General features: G+C 38.0%; 16 protein-coding genes. 10 read left to right on the forward strand and 6 right to left on the reverse strand.

The genetic code is table 11. The features are described 5' to 3' along the window. Positions 1–167: 167 nt before the first annotated feature. The 3 genes from K5G00_RS15005 to K5G00_RS15015 form a co-directional block, all read right to left on the reverse strand. Positions 168–356 carry a YgaP family membrane protein gene (locus K5G00_RS15005; RefSeq protein WP_238766996.1) on the reverse strand — a complete coding sequence of 63 codons (189 nt, stop codon included), beginning with the start codon at positions 354–356 and terminating at the stop codon, positions 168–170. Between the two features lie 121 nt (positions 357–477). Then, positions 478–906 (reverse strand): C-GCAxxG-C-C family protein, encoded by a 429-nt coding sequence (locus tag K5G00_RS15010; RefSeq protein WP_238766997.1) that lies wholly within the window; start codon positions 904–906, stop codon positions 478–480. Between the two features lie 91 nt (positions 907–997). Then, positions 998–2,194, reverse strand: coding sequence for a phosphoglycerate kinase (locus K5G00_RS15015; RefSeq protein ID WP_238766998.1), 1,197 nt, complete (start codon positions 2,192–2,194; stop codon positions 998–1,000). A gap of 322 nt (positions 2,195–2,516) precedes the next feature. Here K5G00_RS15015 and K5G00_RS15020 point away from each other — a divergent pair, with 322 nt between their 5' ends. From K5G00_RS15020 to porX, 9 genes are all read left to right on the forward strand, one after another. After that, positions 2,517–3,641 (forward strand): DNA polymerase III subunit, encoded by a 1,125-nt coding sequence (locus K5G00_RS15020; RefSeq protein WP_238766999.1) that lies wholly within the window; start codon positions 2,517–2,519, stop codon positions 3,639–3,641. 133 nt (positions 3,642–3,774) lie between these two features. After that, on the forward strand, positions 3,775–4,245 hold the full coding sequence (locus tag K5G00_RS15025; RefSeq protein ID WP_238767000.1) for a DUF4395 domain-containing protein: 471 nt from the start codon (positions 3,775–3,777) through the stop codon (positions 4,243–4,245). Between the two features lie 165 nt (positions 4,246–4,410). Beyond that, complete coding sequence (locus K5G00_RS15030; RefSeq protein WP_238767001.1) at positions 4,411–5,547, forward strand: PSP1 domain-containing protein; 1,137 nt, start codon at positions 4,411–4,413, stop codon at positions 5,545–5,547. Next, positions 5,544–6,017 (forward strand): gliding motility lipoprotein GldH, encoded by a 474-nt coding sequence (locus K5G00_RS15035; protein WP_238767002.1) that lies wholly within the window; start codon positions 5,544–5,546, stop codon positions 6,015–6,017. The genes K5G00_RS15030 and K5G00_RS15035 overlap by 4 nt, the downstream gene beginning before the upstream one ends. Before the next feature lies 1 nt (position 6,018). Then, positions 6,019–6,762, forward strand: coding sequence for a tRNA (guanosine(46)-N7)-methyltransferase TrmB (gene trmB, locus K5G00_RS15040; RefSeq protein ID WP_238767003.1), 744 nt, complete (start codon positions 6,019–6,021; stop codon positions 6,760–6,762). Positions 6,763–6,888: 126 nt separating this feature from the next. After that, a complete protein-coding gene (locus K5G00_RS15045) occupies positions 6,889–7,215 on the forward strand; it encodes an MGMT family protein (protein WP_238767004.1) in 327 nt (108 codons plus the stop codon). 196 nt (positions 7,216–7,411) lie between these two features. Continuing rightward, complete coding sequence (locus K5G00_RS15050) at positions 7,412–8,527, forward strand: Mrp/NBP35 family ATP-binding protein (RefSeq protein ID WP_238767005.1); 1,116 nt, start codon at positions 7,412–7,414, stop codon at positions 8,525–8,527. Between the two features lie 180 nt (positions 8,528–8,707). Then, the gene (gene porW, locus K5G00_RS15055; RefSeq protein ID WP_238767006.1) at positions 8,708–12,397 is read left to right on the forward strand and encodes a type IX secretion system periplasmic lipoprotein PorW/SprE; all 3,690 of its coding nucleotides are present in this window, start codon (positions 8,708–8,710) and stop codon (positions 12,395–12,397) included. Positions 12,398–12,480: 83 nt separating this feature from the next. Next, a complete protein-coding gene (porX, locus tag K5G00_RS15060) occupies positions 12,481–14,037 on the forward strand; it encodes a T9SS response regulator signal transducer PorX (RefSeq protein ID WP_238767007.1) in 1,557 nt (518 codons plus the stop codon). On the opposite strand, the gene K5G00_RS15065 is transcribed toward porX, so the two are convergent. From K5G00_RS15065 to K5G00_RS15075, 3 genes are all read right to left on the reverse strand, one after another. Beyond that, entirely contained in the window at positions 14,034–14,882 is an 849-nt protein-coding gene (locus tag K5G00_RS15065) for a damage-control phosphatase ARMT1 family protein (protein ID WP_238767008.1), read from the reverse strand. The two genes, porX and K5G00_RS15065, sit on opposite strands and share 4 nt — an antisense overlap. A 145-nt stretch (positions 14,883–15,027) precedes the next feature. After that, on the reverse strand, positions 15,028–15,780 hold the full coding sequence (locus tag K5G00_RS15070) for an ABC transporter ATP-binding protein (RefSeq protein ID WP_238767009.1): 753 nt from the start codon (positions 15,778–15,780) through the stop codon (positions 15,028–15,030). Then, a complete protein-coding gene (locus K5G00_RS15075; protein WP_238767010.1) occupies positions 15,777–16,517 on the reverse strand; it encodes an MlaE family ABC transporter permease in 741 nt (246 codons plus the stop codon). Before K5G00_RS15075 ends, K5G00_RS15070 begins: the two co-directional genes overlap by 4 nt. A 150-nt stretch (positions 16,518–16,667) precedes the next feature. Between K5G00_RS15075 and K5G00_RS15080 the strand changes: the two genes are divergently transcribed. After that, on the forward strand, positions 16,668–17,756 hold the full coding sequence (locus K5G00_RS15080; RefSeq protein ID WP_238767011.1) for a mannose-1-phosphate guanylyltransferase: 1,089 nt from the start codon (positions 16,668–16,670) through the stop codon (positions 17,754–17,756). Positions 17,757–17,995 lie beyond the last annotated feature (239 nt).

Raw genomic sequence — 17,995 nt, forward strand, 5'->3', positions numbered from 1 at the left:
TGTGGATACAATTTAATATTTTTATAACCAAACGAACCAAACAAAACTTAAAAAGCTGATAAACAGTAGAACTAAGAAGAACTACAAAGTGTCTGCTACCGATTTTCAGAAGCCGATTTAGAAAAAAACGGGAAGCATTTACTCCCCGTTCTTTTTAAAATTTTTTTCTATTCTTTATTCTGATGTGTCGAAATTTTAAAAGGTATATACAAAGGACAAATTTTAAAAAGCCCCGTAGCCAAAGGGATAATTCCAATTAATCCCCACCAACTGTCAAAAACAACTCCTAAAATTGCGATAATTAAACCAAGAATTATTCTTAATAAACGATCTGTTGTACCTACATTATATTTCATATCAAATAAGCTTTAAATTCTACACAATTAAAAACAACTCAATAGAACTTTTGTTTTAATTAACAAATAGGCGCTATCTCAAATAACTATCGTTTTCAACTAAAAAACTTTAAACTATATTTTAAAAATGTTCCTCCAGAATTGTGCAGGCTGTTTTAATAAATTCAGGACATTTCTTTTGAAATACTTCAGCTTCAAGAGCAGCGTTGGCTCCTTCGGGTGTCGAAATATCAAAACCAGTAAGTACTTTACAGGTTAACGAACCATGTTTTTTTCGAAACAATTCGTTAAACCTTATAATTTTAGATTTGGTAATTGCTTTGTCGGTTGGATCTGAGCTTGTGTATCCGTGTTTCATCCCAATAACCATATAAGAACCGGTAACAGCCCCACAGGTTTCTGCGCAAGCCATTCCTCCTCCAAAACCACTGGCAATTTTTAAAGCTACTTTCTCATCCAGTTCCAGTTCAGGAGCAAAAAGAACAAACGTTGCCTGTGCGCAATTAAATTTTGGATACAATCCACTTACCAGATCAGCTTTTTTTGTCATTTTTAATTTAAAGATAATTCAATTTAACATCATAAAAAACCCGACTCGCAAAAAACGAACCGGGCTTTCAAATATATTGTTTGTTTTTTGTTTATTCGCCACGAACAGCTGCAACCCCGGGAAGAACTTTTCCTTCGAGGTATTCCAACAATGCACCACCGGCAGTTGAAATGTATGATACTCCCGGGGCAATTCCGAATTGGTTAACAGCGGCAACCGAGTCGCCACCACCAACCAATGAGAAAGCACCTTTTTTAGTTGCTTCAACAATGGCAGCACCAACTGCTTTTGTTCCGCCGGCAAATGTTTCCATTTCAAAAACACCAACCGGGCCGTTCCAAAGGATTGTTCCTGAATTTTCAATCACTTCTTTCATTTGAGCAACACTATCCGGACCAGCATCCAAACCTTGCCATCCGTCAGCAATTTCGTTGGCAGCACAAATTTTTGTGTTTGCATCGTTGCTAAATGCATCGGCGGCGACTACATCGGTAGCAATAATCAGTTTTACACCTTTTTCTTTGGCCAGTTTTTCAATATTTTTTGCTGTGTCAATAAAATCGTCTTCGCAAATTGAATCACCAACTTTTCCACCGTTCGCTTTTACAAAAGTATAAGTCATTCCACCCCCTAAAATCAGGTTGTCAACTTTACTCAACAGGTTTTCGATGATCGTAATTTTTGAAGAAACTTTTGCTCCGCCCATAATTGCAGTTAAAGGTCGTTGCGGGCTTTTAACAACTTTATCTAAACTTTCAACTTCGCTTTCAATCAGGTAACCAAACATTTTGTCGTTCGGGAAAAATTTAGCGATAACAGCTGTAGAAGCATGAGCACGGTGCGCAGTTCCAAAAGCATCGTTTACCCAGCAGTCTCCGTTTTCAGCTAATTTTTTTGCAAATTCTTCGTCGCCGGCAGTTTCTTCTTTGTAAAAACGCAGGTTTTCCAAAATCAAAACTTCGCCTGGTTTAATTTCATCGGCCATTTTTTTCACTTCGTCGCCAATACAATCCGGAGCAATTTTCACAGTTGCACCGTCAAGTAATTCCGACAAATGAGCAACCAATGGTTTTAAAGAAAATTTATCTTCCGGTCCGTTTTTCGGACGGCCAAGGTGAGACATGATGATAGGAGAACCACCGCCTTCAATAATTTTTTTGATGGTAGGAAGTGCAGCCCGCATACGGGTGTCATCGGTAATTTCAAAATTTTCATTTAACGGCACATTAAAATCAACACGAATGAGCGCCTTTTTGCCTTTAAAATCGTAGCTACTAATAGTTTGCATTTTATTATTTTTTTTGAGTTTTTCGAAAATCAACCAAAGATAAGAAATTAATCTCGTGGAAAACAGGAGTGATTTTTAAGTAAACCGAATTTAATGTTGTAATAAACTTTAAATACCTTAAACTGCGGGTAATGTAATGATAACTCTCGTTTATCTTTTCGTCATTCCGAAATGATGTCCGAATCTCTTTCCTACAATTAAGATATTGAAACACGTTCAGCATGACGCGCTGCAATTTTCGAAAATTGCGATAACGCTGCCAAATTTCAAACAATTACCAACAATTGTTATTTGGTCTTTGATATTTGGTTATTTTTAACCCATGTTTTTTAGCGACGTAATTGGACAAAACGATATAAAACAACGGCTAATCCGCTCGGTCAAGGACGAAAGAATCAGTCATGCCCAACTTTTTGCCGGCCCCGAGGGCACAGGTAAATTAGGGTTGGCTTTGGCTTATGCGCAATATATTTCGTGCCGTAACCGTACGGAAACGGATTCATGCGGGACATGCCCGTCGTGTCATAAATATCAAAAGCTGGCTCACCCCGATTTGCATTTTGTTTTCCCGGTATTTAACTCACCCAAATTTAAAAATCCGATGAGTGATGATTTTATAAAAGAGTGGCGTGAAATGGTGCTTAAAAACCATTATTTTAATCTTAGCCAGTGGCTTGGTTCAATTGACGCCGGAAATGCACAAGGTTTAATTTACGAGCGGGAAAGCGACTCTATCTACCGGAAATTAAATCTTAAATCGTTTGAATCGGAATTTAAAGTGATGGTGATTTGGCTACCGGAGAAAATGCACATCAGTTGTTCAAACAAACTACTAAAACTAATTGAGGAACCGCCAAACAAAACACTTTTCCTGCTCATTTCCGAAAATGAAGAAGCCATAATTTCCACAATTCGTTCAAGGGCACAACTTGTAAAGGTTCCGTTTATCGACAACGAATCGATTAAAAATGCCCTTTTGGAAAAAACAGATGCAGATCCTGATATAATACCTGATGCCGTTCACCTAGCAAACGGAAGTTATATTAAAGCGCTCGAATACCTTAACCCGGGAGAGGATAACCAGTTTTACTTTCTGAAATTCCAGGAAATGATGCGATTTGCTTACTCTCGTCAGGTTCTGGATCTAATAAATTGGGCTGATGAAATGGCTGCAATTGGCCGCGACAAACAAAAATCGTTTTTCGATGCTGCTCTCCGTTTGGTTCGTGAATATTTTATTTTCAATATGAAAAAAATGAACCTTGTATATTTAAACCGCGAAGAACAGGACTGGGGAAAAAAATTTGCGCCCTTTATTAACGAAAGAAATATAATACCAATTTCAAAAGAATTTGAACTGGGCATAAAACACATTGGGATGAACGGAAATCCACGTATTATCTTTCTCGACACTGCACTGAGAATGGTGCGGTTAATAAAAAGATAAATATTAATTTTTACACATAGCCCTTTTACGAAAGTCTCGTTTCCCGACAAATTCCCTTCTTAAACCAATTTTATTGTTAGGTTGTTGAAGTAACTAACTATTAGCCATTCTATTTCATCAATAAAAACAAGTTATGAAGATCCAAGGAATTGTGTGCCCGATTTCCATCGAGAAAATTGACAGCAAAGTTAGCCGGTTAACTGTTTTTCTCAATGTAATCCTCATGGGATTTTTTATTTATACTAAAAATCCGGTGTTTATTGGGGTTGTTGCAGCCGATTATTTTATCAGAGCAACCTGGAAGATTGAATACAGCCCCTTGCGTTATATTGCATTTTCAATAATTTCAGCGCTAAAACTGCCAAAAAAGCCCATCAATCTTGCTCAAAAAGTTTTTGCATCGCGCCTGGGAGTAGTTTGTGCCCTTACTTCTTTAATTTTACAACTGCTCGGATACACAACAGGTGCTTTAATTGTAGCCGGTATTTTAATGACGCTGTCATTTATGGATTCCGTTATAAATTTTTGTGTGGGCTGTATCATTTACAACTACCTTGTATATCCGTTTTACAAAGACAAAGACAACCAGATACCTGTTAAATAAATGCTTCCAGCTACAAATAAAATGGGCAAATAACTCCCGCCGGTTTAATAAATTCGTTTTAAATAAGTTACATTTCACCGGCAAATAGGTATAATTGTTATTTTTGTCCTGTTAGTTCTTTTAGAAATATTGATTTTTGAAATGATCTAACTATAAACAGACTTTATGAAAGAATTGGAAATCGATACGATAGAAAGAGGTATTTGCAACTCCGACCAGTGCGGATGTGCCAAACTTCATGTCAACGATTGGCTGGGCGATATAAAATCAACGGTTCCGAAACAGGATATTATTGAGGTCCGTTTTAAAAATACACGAAAAGACTATTATATAAACGTAAATAACCTCAAGTTGCAAGTTGGCGATTTAGTAGCTGTTGAGGCCAATCCGGGACATGACATCGGAATTATTTCTTTGACCGGAGAACTTGTGTTTGAGCAAATGAAGAAACACAAAGTTACACTCGTCAACGGTGAATTGCGAAAGATATACAGAAAAGCCAAACCAGTAGATATTGAGAAATGGAAAGAAGCCATATCTCTGGAACACCAAACAATGATACGTTCACGGCAGATTACAGCAGATTTGAATCTGGACATGAAAATTGGCGATGTGGAGTATCAGGGTGACAAAACAAAGGCGATTTTCTATTACATTGCCGATGGCCGGGTTGATTTTCGTCAGTTGATTAAAGTTTTAGCCGAAACATTCCGCATACGAATCGAAATGAAACAAATCGGAGCAAGACAGGAAGCCGGAAGAATTGGAGGAATCGGGCCTTGCGGACGAGAACTCTGTTGCGCCACCTGGATGTGTAATTTTGTTTCGGTTACAACCAATGCTGCCCGCTACCAGGAAATTTCGCTTAACCCTCAAAAACTGGCCGGTCAGTGTGGAAAACTGAAATGCTGTTTGAACTTTGAAGTTGATTCGTACATTGACGCACAAAAAGATTTTCCACCAAATCATATTCCTCTTGAAACCGAAAACGGGACATATATATTTTTTAAAGCCGATATATTTAACCGGAAATATTGGTACACACTCCAAGGGAATGCTCCGGCTTCGCAAGTTGAAGTTCCGGTTGAAATGGTGAAAAAAATCCAAAATTTAAACCGAAAAGGGAAAAGACCGGAAAAACTAGTTGTGGAAAACAGGAGTGATTTAAAAAATGAACTCGATACTTTCCACAATGTTGTCGGACAGGAGGATTTGAATCGCTTTGATCGTCCCAAAAGAAAATCGAGAAAAAAGAAAAGAAACCACAATAGGAATGTAAACCGAAAACCAAATTCCCGATGAAAAAAATAAAACACCTGTTTTTTTTGTTCGGTTTATTACTTTTTATTCTTTCAGCCTGCGATAAAAACAAAGTTTTTGAAGAATATAAAACCATTCCGGAGAAAGTGTGGAACCAGGATTCGCTGGTTCATTTTAGCTTTCCGGTTACCGATACACTTCAACACCACAATTTATACCTCAATATCAGGAATGAGGTTTCTTATTCTTACAGCAATTTGTGGCTGTTTATCGAAATTGTTCAACCCGATGGCAAATCAGTAAAAGACACATTTGAAGTCACGTTGGCAGATCCCTCAGGCAAGTGGCTGGGAGAAGGTTTCAGCGGGTTAAAAACCTTGCAGGCGGTCTATCGGCGTAACGTTTATTTTCCCGTTTCGGGCGAATATAAAATCAATATCCAACAGGGAATGCGCGAAGAAAATCTGGAAGGAATAAGCGATATTGGCTTCAGGGTAGAAAAAATTCAGTAAAGTGGGGAAAAATAAGCTTGCAAAATTTGAAGAAATGGAGCGCTTTGAGCATGTAGTTCAGGCGCCGTATCATAAAGTTCAGAACGATGATTTTTGTCTGAAAGGAAATTGGAACAAAGAATTCTTCAAAAATACAAATCCGATTGTTTTGGAACTGGGTTGCGGAAAAGGTGAATATACGGTTGAACTGGCAGAAAAAAATCCATCGGTAAACTTCATTGGAGTTGATATAAAAGGCGCAAGGCTCTGGAAAGGGGCAAAACAAGCTTTCGAGAAACAACTAAAGAACGTTGGTTTTTTGCGTACCAATATCGAAATTATTTCGCAGTTTTTTGGAGAAAACGAAATTGCTGAAATCTGGCTTACTTTCCCAGATCCACAAATGAAAAAAACGCGCAAAAGACTTACTTCGACAACATTTCTGAAAAAATATAAAACCTTATTAAAAAAAGATGGAATCATTCACTTAAAAACCGACAGTAATTTTCAGTATACCTACACGCGCGAATTGGTTTACCTGAATAAATTTGAAATTCTGGCAGAAACCGACAACCTCTACAAATCAGAAATATTAAATGAGACACTGCAAATAAAAACGTTCTACGAAAAACAGTGGCTTTCCCGCGGAATTACAATAAAATACATTGCTTTCATGTTGAATGACAAACCTTTTGAAGAGCCCGATATAGAAATTGAAAAAGATGAATACCGCAGTTTTGGAAGAAGCGCAAAAGACATACATTGAAAAAAATTCCAAATCACAAAATTCAACTAAACTTCAATTTCACTGATCGATTTTGAATTCTAAAAGAAAAAAGAACTATTTTCATTTCTAAATATTCAAGTTCAAAATCTAACAATCTCCTCGGTAATGAGCGTTTTTTTTGAAAAAGTTTACGATGTGGTTAAACAGATTCCTCCGGGTCGGGTAACCTCTTACGGTGCCATAGCAAAATATTTGGGAACAACAGGTTCTGCACGAATGGTCGGATGGGCAATGAATGCAGCAGGCAGCCACTCTGAATTCGTGCCGGCGCACCGTGTTGTCAACCGAAACGGGCTACTTACCGGGAAACATCATTTTGACACACCAAATGCGATGAAGGAACTGCTCGAAGCCGAAGGATTTATCTTTGAAGACGACCAGATTATCAATTTTAAAGAGCGGTTTTGGGACCCGGGAAAAGAGCTTGAATAATAAGCTGACTCAATCCGAAAGCCCCCCTGTAGCTCTTCCTTTCAAACAATTCATACAAAAAAGTATTTTTTAATCGATTATTTGTAAGTTTGCATTGATTTTAGATAAAAATGAAATTATTTTAAACTAAAGTTCAAAATAATTATTTTTACAGCTTATATTTTCTAAGTTGGATTTAAATTAACAGTAAGTTGTTATGGCAGAAATACCACGTAAATTAATCGTCCCCAAAAACGTTACAGATGCTTTACGCGACGTAAAATACCCCGGAAGTAATGAGGATATTGTTTCGCTTGATATGGCGCAGGAAATACGGATTGCAGGACAGCGCATAAGCTTTTCTCTTGTGTTTCAAAAAAGTAATGACCCTAATATTGAACAAGTGGTTTTAGCGTGTGAAAATGCCATCAAAAAACATTTGGGAGATGAAGTAGAAATTGAAGATAACATTGCGGTTAAGTTTTTGCACGACATGGAACGCCCGATTCTTCCGCAGGTTAAAAATATTATTGCAGTGGCTTCGGGAAAAGGAGGCGTTGGAAAATCAACGGTTGCGGTTAATCTTGCTGTTGCACTGGCAAATTCCGGTGCAAAAGTTGGTTTGATTGATGCCGATATTTTTGGCCCGTCAATTCCGAAAATGTTTGGAGCAGAAGATATCCGGCCAACCGGTGAAAAAGTGGAGGGCCGCGAGGTGATTAACCCTGTCGAAAAATTTGGTGTGAAGTTTTTGTCGGTTGGTTTTTTTGTTGATGCAGAAAGCGCGATTATATGGCGTGGCCCAATGGCGTCAAACGCCTTAAAACAATTGATCTCAGAAGGTAACTGGGGTAAACTCGACTACCTGCTCATCGACCTTCCTCCCGGCACCAGTGATATTCACCTTACACTTGTACAATCTGTTCCGGTTACGGGAGCAATAATTGTTACCACTCCGCAGGATGTTGCACTGGCCGATGTTATTCGCGGAACCAGTATGTTCCAGAGCAAATCAATCGATGTCCCGGTGCTTGGCCTCGTTGAAAATATGGCCTGGTTTACTCCTGCCGAACTTCCAGAAAACAAATATTACATTTTTGGCAAAGACGGAGGCAAAATACTGGCAGATAGGCTGGGGCTAAAGCTGCTCGGGCAGATTCCAATCGTACAAAGTATTCGCGAAGGAGGTGATGCAGGGACACCAGTTGCAGCAAACGGGGAAACGGTTACCGGAATGGCTTTTACCGAGGTTGCCAAAAGTGTAAAACATCAGGTACATCTCCGAAATATTCAAAAAGCGCCAACAAAAAAGGTAAAAATTACCCGGAAATAGTTGCGTATCAAATACATAATCGCTGATTTTGAATTGTAAGTCCTATTCTTAATTCTTTACTGCTGAAACAGTAAAAAAATATTATTTTTGTGCCTTTTGAAAATGGAATAAAATCAAAAGAATAGAGGCAATATTCTGATGAAAAAACAGTTTATTCCTAAAGCCAATAAAAAGATCTGTTTGAATAAGCTTTTTTTACATACCATAGGAGTAGTTTTTCTGGTAGCACTTTTTGCAGGTTGTTCAACTGAAAAGAACACCCGCGCCTCGCGTGCGTTTCACAACATGACATCGCATTATAATGTTTATTTCAATGCCAACGAAAGTATCAAAGAAGGTGTCCAGCGTATTGAAGACAACATTGAAAACGATTACACAAGAATTTTGCCGGTTTATAAGTCGAGTATTCCCTCATCGGCCAACATGGTTCGTTCCGATATGGATTATGCAGTTGTAAAGGGATCTAAACTGATAGAAGTTCACTCAATTACAAAAAAACCAAAACCAAAACGAAACCGCACAAGAAAATATATTGAATTTGCGAGCCAGGAAGAATTTAACAAATGGATTGACGACAGCTATATATTGATTGGAAAAGCGTATTTTTATCAACACAATTTTACTGCTGCCATCACCAATTTTTCCTATGTGGTGAGAAAATTTTCGGAAGAGGAAACCAAGTATGAAGCTTTTGTATGGCTGATTCGTTCTTATACCGAACTGGAGAGATACATAGAGGCTTCAGAAATCATTCAGGCTGTTCAGGGCGACGACAATTTTCCTAAAAATCTGGAAGCAGATTTGGCGCTGGCTACTGCCGATTTTTATAAAAGACAGGGGGACTACCTGGAAGCTATCAAATTTTTGGAGATAGCAAACTCAAAAATTTTCTGGAAGTCGAACAGGGCCAGATACAAATACATTATTGCTCAGCTTTATGAAGAACTGGGACAACATGCCAAGGCAGCCGAAGCATTTACCGAAGTAACAAAAATGAATGCCGACTATGCCATGCAGTTCAATGCGATGATAAATGCTGCCGGCGTTTTTTCAGGTGAAGGAGACGCTGAAAAACTCAAAAAAGAGTTAAACAAGTTATTACGTGATAAAAAAAATATAGACTTCAAAGACCAAATATATTTTGCGCTTGGGAACTTGTTTTTTAAAGAAGGCAACCGCGATTTGGCCATTGAAAACTACAAAAAATCGGTAGCTACCAGTTTCCAAAACCAGTATCAAAGAGCATTAAGTGCTGTTACTCTGGCCGATATATATTTTGAAGATTTAAACTATAAAGGCGCACAGGCATACTACGACAGTGCCATGATTATTGTTGATGAGACCTACCCAAACTATATTGAACTGGAACAAAAATACCGGAGTTTAACCAATTTGGTTGACAACCTGAATACCGTTGAACGTGAAGACAGCTTACAAAAAGTTGCCGGAATGTCGGAAACAGAAAGAAAGGCTTTGATTGCCAATATGATAAAAGAGGAGCAGGAACGGCAACGGAATATGGAAAATCTGGCTATGCAAAATAGCAGAGGGTCTAATCGTTCAAGTCGCTACAGAATGGGAATGGGAAGCAGTAGCTCCGGTGCCGGCTGGTATTTTTACAACCCGCAAACCGTATCATACGGAAAAGTCACTTTTCAGCAACGTTGGGGAAAAAGAGGGCTTGAGGACGACTGGCGGAGGTCAAACAAAAATACCATGTCGATTGATGAAATGGATGAGTTTACTGAAATGATTGATTCGAGTCAAATGGTGATTCGGGAAGACGACCCGCTAAAAGAAGAATTTTATACTCAAGACCTTCCTTTAACGGACTCCCTGATGAAAGTTTCGAATGAAAAAATCAGGGATGCGTTATACAATGCTGGTAAAATATTTAAATCGGAATTTAGCAATTACAAACGTTCTGCCGGATCGTTTGAAGAACTCAACGAGCGTTATCCCCAAAACATTTACCTTCTTTCAGCTTACTTCGATCTTTATGATTTGTATGAACTAATGGGCGACAAACAAAAATCAAATTATTATAGGAGTCTCATTATTTCGGAATTTCCTGACAGCAAATACGCGCAGTACCTTGTAAACCCTAACTATTTTATCGAAATGGAAGCACTGATGGACAGTTTAAACAACTTCTATCAGGAAACATTCCGAAACTATAAATCAGGAAGATACGGGAATGTAATTGAAATGACGAATACCATGAAAAGTCTTAAACCGGATAGTTTGATGCTTTCGAAAATAGACTTTATGGGAACGATTGCGCGTGGAACACAAACCGATGTTCATGGTTTTGAAAATCTGCTAAAAGGTTATATCGAGACTTATCCAAAAGCAGAGCCTGCTCCACTCGCCAAAGAAATTTTGACATTAATTCAGGACAGTACACTGGCCGATTACCAGAAACTGGTAGAAATGGGCTACATTAACGAGGAAATTCAAAATGAAGAGTTGCTGCCTGAAAACCGGATGGAAAATGACGAATTTGGAGGCAAATTCACCTATGAGGAAGATTTACTTCACTATTTCGTTATTGCTTACCCGCGCGATGCAGAAATCGATCTGAACCGCTTAAAATTTGACATCGCCAACTATAACATCGACCATTATACAAAAATCGATTTTGACATTGAAACCGAAAATCTGGATGAAAACACTGCCTTCCTGATTGTAAGAGCACTTGAAAATAAAGAGGACGCATTAATCTATCACGGGGCAATTATTCGCAGAGCCAGTGTTTTTAAAACCCTCGCCGGAATTAATTATGTGAACTTTGTGGTTTCTTCTACAAACTACCGGCAAATGATGACTGAAAAATCGATGGCGGATTACTTAAAATTCTTTGTTAAAAATTACAGCCGTTTTATTAAATCGAATTTCAGCGAAGATGAACCTGATGTTTTGCCGGAAGAACTAATGGCAAGGGCACAACAGGAAGAAGATGCTTTAAAAGAACGTGGAAACTTTGTAGTTGTTAATACGGGGGCAGGTTCGATGTTTAATACTGATATTGACACGACTCAAAGTTTTGTACTGGCAGTTAAAGATCCTAAGATGTCGATGCGCCAGGTTATGAATGAATTTTCACAGTTTAACCGTAATGAATTCAGAGTTTGGAATCTTGCTCTCCAGTTAAAAACAACCAACGATTACCAGTTAATGGTTATAAAGGGTATTCCCTCGTTAAACGAGTCGATGTCATATTTCAGAAAAGTGGTTCTAACAAGGAGTTTGTTTGAGTCGCTGGGAAGAACAACGTACCGGAACTTTTTGACAACAGACGAAAACCTGCAAAAAATGATCGATGAAAATGGTGTGGATGATTACATCGAATTCTTTAGGAACCATTACATTCAACGAAATCAGAATTCATCGTCTGCTGCGTCTTCTACCTCAACAAACGAAAGCACACAGGAAACAAGCCGGCAAACGGTTACACAGCAAACATCAATTGACGCAGAGCCAGTTGAAGCCGAAACTCCTTACAACCAGAACATTGAAGGTCAGCACTTGTTTATTTTTGTGATTCCGCTGGAAGGGATAGATAAAGCTGCATTTATAAACGGGATTAGTGAATACAACCAGGCCAATTACGGGAGTGTGTCGCTTACGCTGGAGGAGAAGCCTCTTGACAATTTCAGGGAGATTATAGCCGTAAGAGGATTGCCGGACAAAGAAACAGCGTTAAAATATTCGGCCAACCTGGTTCAAAATCGTGATTTGTACAAACCACTTGGGGAAGCGAGTTACAGAAACTTCCTGATTTCTGCTGAAAATCTTGATATCTTCCTTTCTGAAAAAAATATTATCGAATACATGGATTTCTACAAGCGCTATTATCTCAACCAGTAATAATTTGGTTAAAGTTTGTTAAGCACATACTTCCACGTCCGTTTTTTTGTTTCTATCTTTAACTGACAATTAATTCAGAAAATATGAGAAAGCCTAGGATACTTTGGGTGGACGATGAAATTGATCTTTTACGCCCACACATTATTTTTTTACAGGAAAAAAGCTACGAAGTTGAAACAGCCAACAATGGCTCGGATGCTGTTGACAAAGTAAAAGAGAATTTTTACGACATTATCTTTCTGGACGAGAACATGCCGGGAATGACGGGTTTGGAAACTCTGACTGAAATCAAATCGTTTTCGCCTAATGTCCCTGTAGTGATGATTACCAAGAGCGAAGAAGAAAATATTATGGACGAGGCCATCGGCTCAAAAATTGCTGATTACCTCATTAAACCTGTGAATCCAAAACAGATCCTCCTTACGCTAAAAAAGAACATCGATCAGAAAAGGCTGGTTACACAACAAACTACGTCGGCCTATCAAATGCAATTTTCCCAGATTGGAATGCGAATTAACGACAGGCTTACTTATCAGGAATGGATCGACATTTATAAAAAACTGGTGCACTGGGAAATAGAATTAAGCAATTCGGAAGATTCTGCAATGGATCAGATAATTGCCATGCAGAAAGAAGAAGCAAATAAAGCCTTTTTTAAATTTATTAAAGAAAACTATCTCTACTGGTTTCAAAAGGAAATTGGTGAACGTCCACTTCTTTCAACCGACGTATTCAAGCATAAAGTTTTTCCCATGCTTGATAAAGGACAGAAGGTATTTGTACTTATCATTGATAACCTGCGTTTCGACCAGTGGAGAACACTCAGCACCGTTTTTGAAAATTATTTCAGAACCGAAACGGAAGAATTATATTACAGCATTTTACCTACAGCAACCATGTATGCCCGGAATGCTATGTTTGCGGGGTTAATGCCGTCAGAAATAGAAAAAATTTATCCTGAATTCTGGGAAGATGATGATAATGAAGGGCATAAAAATTACTTTGAAGAACAATTACTTCAAAAGCAGATGGAGCGTCTCGGGCGCAAAGAGAAACTTTATTATGATAAAGTTTCCGGAATCCGGCTGGAAAAGAGGATTTCCGACAACGTAAAGAACATCCTTGCAAACGACCTTTCTGTTATGGTTTTTAACTTTGTGGATATGATTTCGCATGCCCGTACGGAAATGGATATGATTAAAGAATTAGCCGGAGATGAAAAAGCATACCGATCGTTGACACTCAGTTGGTTTAACAACTCTTCTTTGCTGGAATTAATCAAAAGTCTTTCGGAAAACGATATAAAACTTGTAGTAACGACCGATCATGGTGCAATTCGGGTTGACAATCCTGTAAAAGTGATTGGCGAACGCGAAACAAATACCAACCTGAGGTATAAACTGGGAAGAAACCTAAACTACAAAGCCAAACAGGTTTACGAAGTACGCGACCCCAGACTGGCTTTTCTTCCTGCTCCCAATGTGAGTACAAGTTACATTTTTGCTCAACCCACCGACTTTTTTGCGTATCCTAATAATTTTAACTATTACTCGAATTATTACAAAGACACTTTCCAGCATGGAGGAATTTCGATGGAAGAAATGATTATTCCTTTAATAACATTGGGTACAAAAAGTTAGTTTACATTTTGTTTTACTACAAAATCACCTTTTTTAGCACCAATTTTTTCGGCGATAACCGGGCATTTTATCATTAAAAGGAAAAACAACCGCGGATCCGATTCGTTCATAAGCCCCTCGTAATTTCCCATTCCTTTTGAGATAATCAGGTCTGCCGAGTTGTACACTTCTTTAAACTCGTGACTAACCCTGTGGAGAAGCGTTGAAGGGGCATCGTCGCCATTACTGATTATTTTCGCAGTTTTATCGATTCCAATGTCGAAGACTTCTTTGCAGGTTGCGTCATTTAAAACCGGTGCTCCGCGAAACGCAAACCAAACATTTGGATGGTTTATGGTCTCAAGAAAAAGTTTGTCAAGGACAATTTCACCGGAGTTGTCCGCGAGGTATAAAATAGTGCGGGCCTTTTCTATCTCTATTTTTAATTGCGCTGAATGATCAAATGCAAAGTCAGTTGTCAATACTCGTTGAATGGTTTCATCCACATCAAACTGATGCGCAGGGCCAAAATCAATAATATTTCCGGCAATGGCCAAACGAAGGGAAAGATTAAAAGGATCATCTGAATTCCGCAACAATTCCTGAAACTCTGAATATTTGTTCTGTAAATAAAAATTACTTTCTTCTTTTTCCTTTTGATAAGGGTCTTCAACCGTTGATTTCTTTTTTAAAAGAGCCAAAATGTCTCTGGTTATTTCCGGCGAATAACTATTTTCAAGATCAATACCGGCAATCTTTTTTATCAATTCACTTGCCACAGCATTTCGGTCTTTCCGGGGAATTTCATATTTATCAAAACGATGTGGCAGCGATTTAATCTGGCAAATCAAACATTCATAATTCATTTTTAAAAGCTAAGGACGGAAATTAGAAAACCTCAGACAAAAGTTAACCAATTAAAATCCGCAATTTTCAGATAAAAGTAAAAAGAAGCTAAAGAATCCACTGTTTACAATAAAACTTCAGATTATAAATTCAGAAAGAATTAATTTATTTTCCTTTCATCTGTGCATACAGCTTATTGGCAAAAATAAAGTCGTTTAGCTTTTTGCTGTCTGTTTTGAGGATTTCATCTTTTGTTCCCTCCCAGCCTTTTTCACCTTTTGAAATAAAAAGTACCGACTCACCAATTTCAATCACCGAATTCATGTCGTGGGTATTGATTATGGTAGTCATCTGAAATTCTTTTGTCAGGCTTTGGATCAGTTTGTCGATCACTGTCGCCGTTTCCGGATCGAGCCCTGAGTTTGGCTCATCACAAAAAAGGTATTTGGGATTCAATGCTATGGCACGCGCAATAGCTACCCGCTTTTGCATCCCTCCGCTAATTTCACTGGGAAATAAACTAAATGCGTGTTTTTCAATGTTTACGTGTTCAAGGCAAAATTCAACCCGCTCTTTCTTTTCTTTTGAAGACATTCGAGTAAACATATCCAGGGGAAAACGAACATTCCCTTCCACCGAAATACTATCGAACAGAGCCCCACCCTGAAAAACCATTCCAATTTCCCGTCGCATTCTTTTCACCTCTTTTTCGCCCATTTGAGTGAGATTCCGTTCGTTATACCAAATCTCTCCGCTATCAATTTCAAACAAACCCAAAATTGATTTTAGCAGCACCGTTTTCCCCGAACCGCTTCGACCGATTATCAAATTTGTTTTTCCGTTTTCAAATGTGGCTGACACATTTTTAAGGACTTCATTTCCATCAAACGATTTATATAAATTTTTAACTTCAATCATGTTAATAACAGGCGTGTTAGAATTAAATCAAACAAAAGAATCAGAATATTTGTATTAACCACAGCACGAGTGCTGGCCTTGCCAACTTCAAATGCACCGCCCTGTACATAATAACCGAAATATGCGGGGACTGTGGCTACCAGAAAGCCAAAAAACAGCGATTTAATAATTGAAAAGGTAACATAATAGGGATAAAATAAATAACGAATTCCATCAAGATATTCCGGTACAGTAATAACACCGGCAACGGGTCCTGTTAACAAACCGCCAAGCATTCCAAAAAATACGCTTATAATAAAAAGGAAGGGAAAAATAAAAACAACGGCTACAATCTTTGGAAGAATAAGATAGCTGGCCGAATTAACTCCCATAATTTCCAACGAGTCAATCTGTTCAGTAACCCGCATTGTTCCTATCTCCGATGTAATGTTAGACCCAATTTTCCCGGCCATTATCAACGCCAGCATGGTAGACGAAAATTCAAGAATCAATGTATCGCGGGTACCAAGTCCGACCAATTCCGAAGGGTAAAGCGGATTCGACATACTGTAAGCAAACTGGATAACCATAATTCCACCAATAAAGACAGAAATTACAATTACAATCCCAACTGAATTTACTCCCAGGTTATCAATCTCGCGGAAAAGCTGTCGGATATACATTTTATGCCGTTCGGGGCGGGCAAAAACGCGCTTTAACATTGAAAAATAGCGACCAACATTGAAAAAAAACTTCATAGCCAAGATTTTGGTTAAAATTACAACATTAATGGTTGAAACAAAATTTTGAAATAAACATAACAGTCGCAAGTTCCTTAAAATAATAATGACATTTTTACGTAATATTCCTATATTTAAACATCAAAGCAGAAAGATCGCAAAAATCAGATGAATAATAATTACTGTATTATAATGGCAGGAGGCATTGGAAGCCGCTTCTGGCCTCTGAGCCGTAAAATAAAACCCAAACAATTTCTAGATATTACAGGCACAGGAAAAACACTAATCCAACAAACATTCCAACGATTTTCCAAAATAATACCCACTGAAAATTTCTTGGTCGTAACCAGTATTAATTACAAAGATCTGGTAAAAGAACAACTCCCTGAATTAACAGAAGAACAAATCCTGCCTGAACCTCTGCGAAGAAATACTGCACCTTGTGCAGCTTATGCCGCCTATAAAATAAAGTCAAAAAATCCGAATGCCAATTTAATCGTTGCTCCTTCCGATCACTTAATCCTGAAAGAGGAAGAGTTTATCCGTCAGATTGAAAAAGGAATTGAGTTTGTAAAAAGCAAAAATGCATTACTGACCCTGGGGATTAAACCCTGCCGCCCGGAAACAGGATACGGTTATATACAGGTAAAAAGAAGAGAAGAATTTAATAATCTTGATAATTTATATAAAGTAAAAACTTTTGTTGAAAAACCGGATATTGAAATGGCAAAGGTGTTTATTGAAAGTGGTGAATTTTTCTGGAACTCAGGAATTTTTATCTGGTCGATGTCATCCATCATTTCAGCTTTTGAAACCCATCTTACTGACATAGCCTCACTTTTTTCAAGGGGGCTGAAATTATACAATACGGAAGATGAAATACATTTTATAAATAAAACCTACTCCGAATGCCGCGGCATATCCATTGATTATGGCATAATGGAAAAAGCCAAAAATGTATATGTCCTTACTGCCGATTTTGACTGGAGCGATTTGGGAACATGGGGCGCGTTGTATGAACATGAGGATAAAGATGCCGATGGAAATGTAATTAAAGGTGATAATGTTTTAATGTACAATGCGCAAAATTGTATCGTAAATATCTCGGATGAAAAAGTGGCTGTTTTGCAAGGTCTCGACGGGTATATTGTAGCCGAATCGAACGACACTCTTATGATTTGCAAAAGAGAAGACGAACAGCAAATTAAACAATTTGTAACCGATGTAAGAATAAAAAAGGGCGATTCGTTGGTTTAAAACCGCCAGCTGTGCCGAACCATTTACAGCAATTAAAAACTCTTGAATTACCTGTGCCATAAAGTAAACATCTCTTTCCCCCGCTGAAATAAACAAATCTTTCAACAAAAACAAACTTCGTTTACTTTCCTTGTTCTTTCGTATTCATTGTAGAAATGAATTATTCAAAAAATAAGAGTGCTGATCTTTTCATTTTTAGGTTATCAGGCATAATAAGATTAGCAAACAGAATCAATTTT

Origin of the sequence: Maribellus maritimus (assembly GCF_022267315.1) — a bacterium.
Classification (GTDB): Bacteria; Bacteroidota; Bacteroidia; order Bacteroidales; family Prolixibacteraceae; genus Draconibacterium; species Draconibacterium maritimum.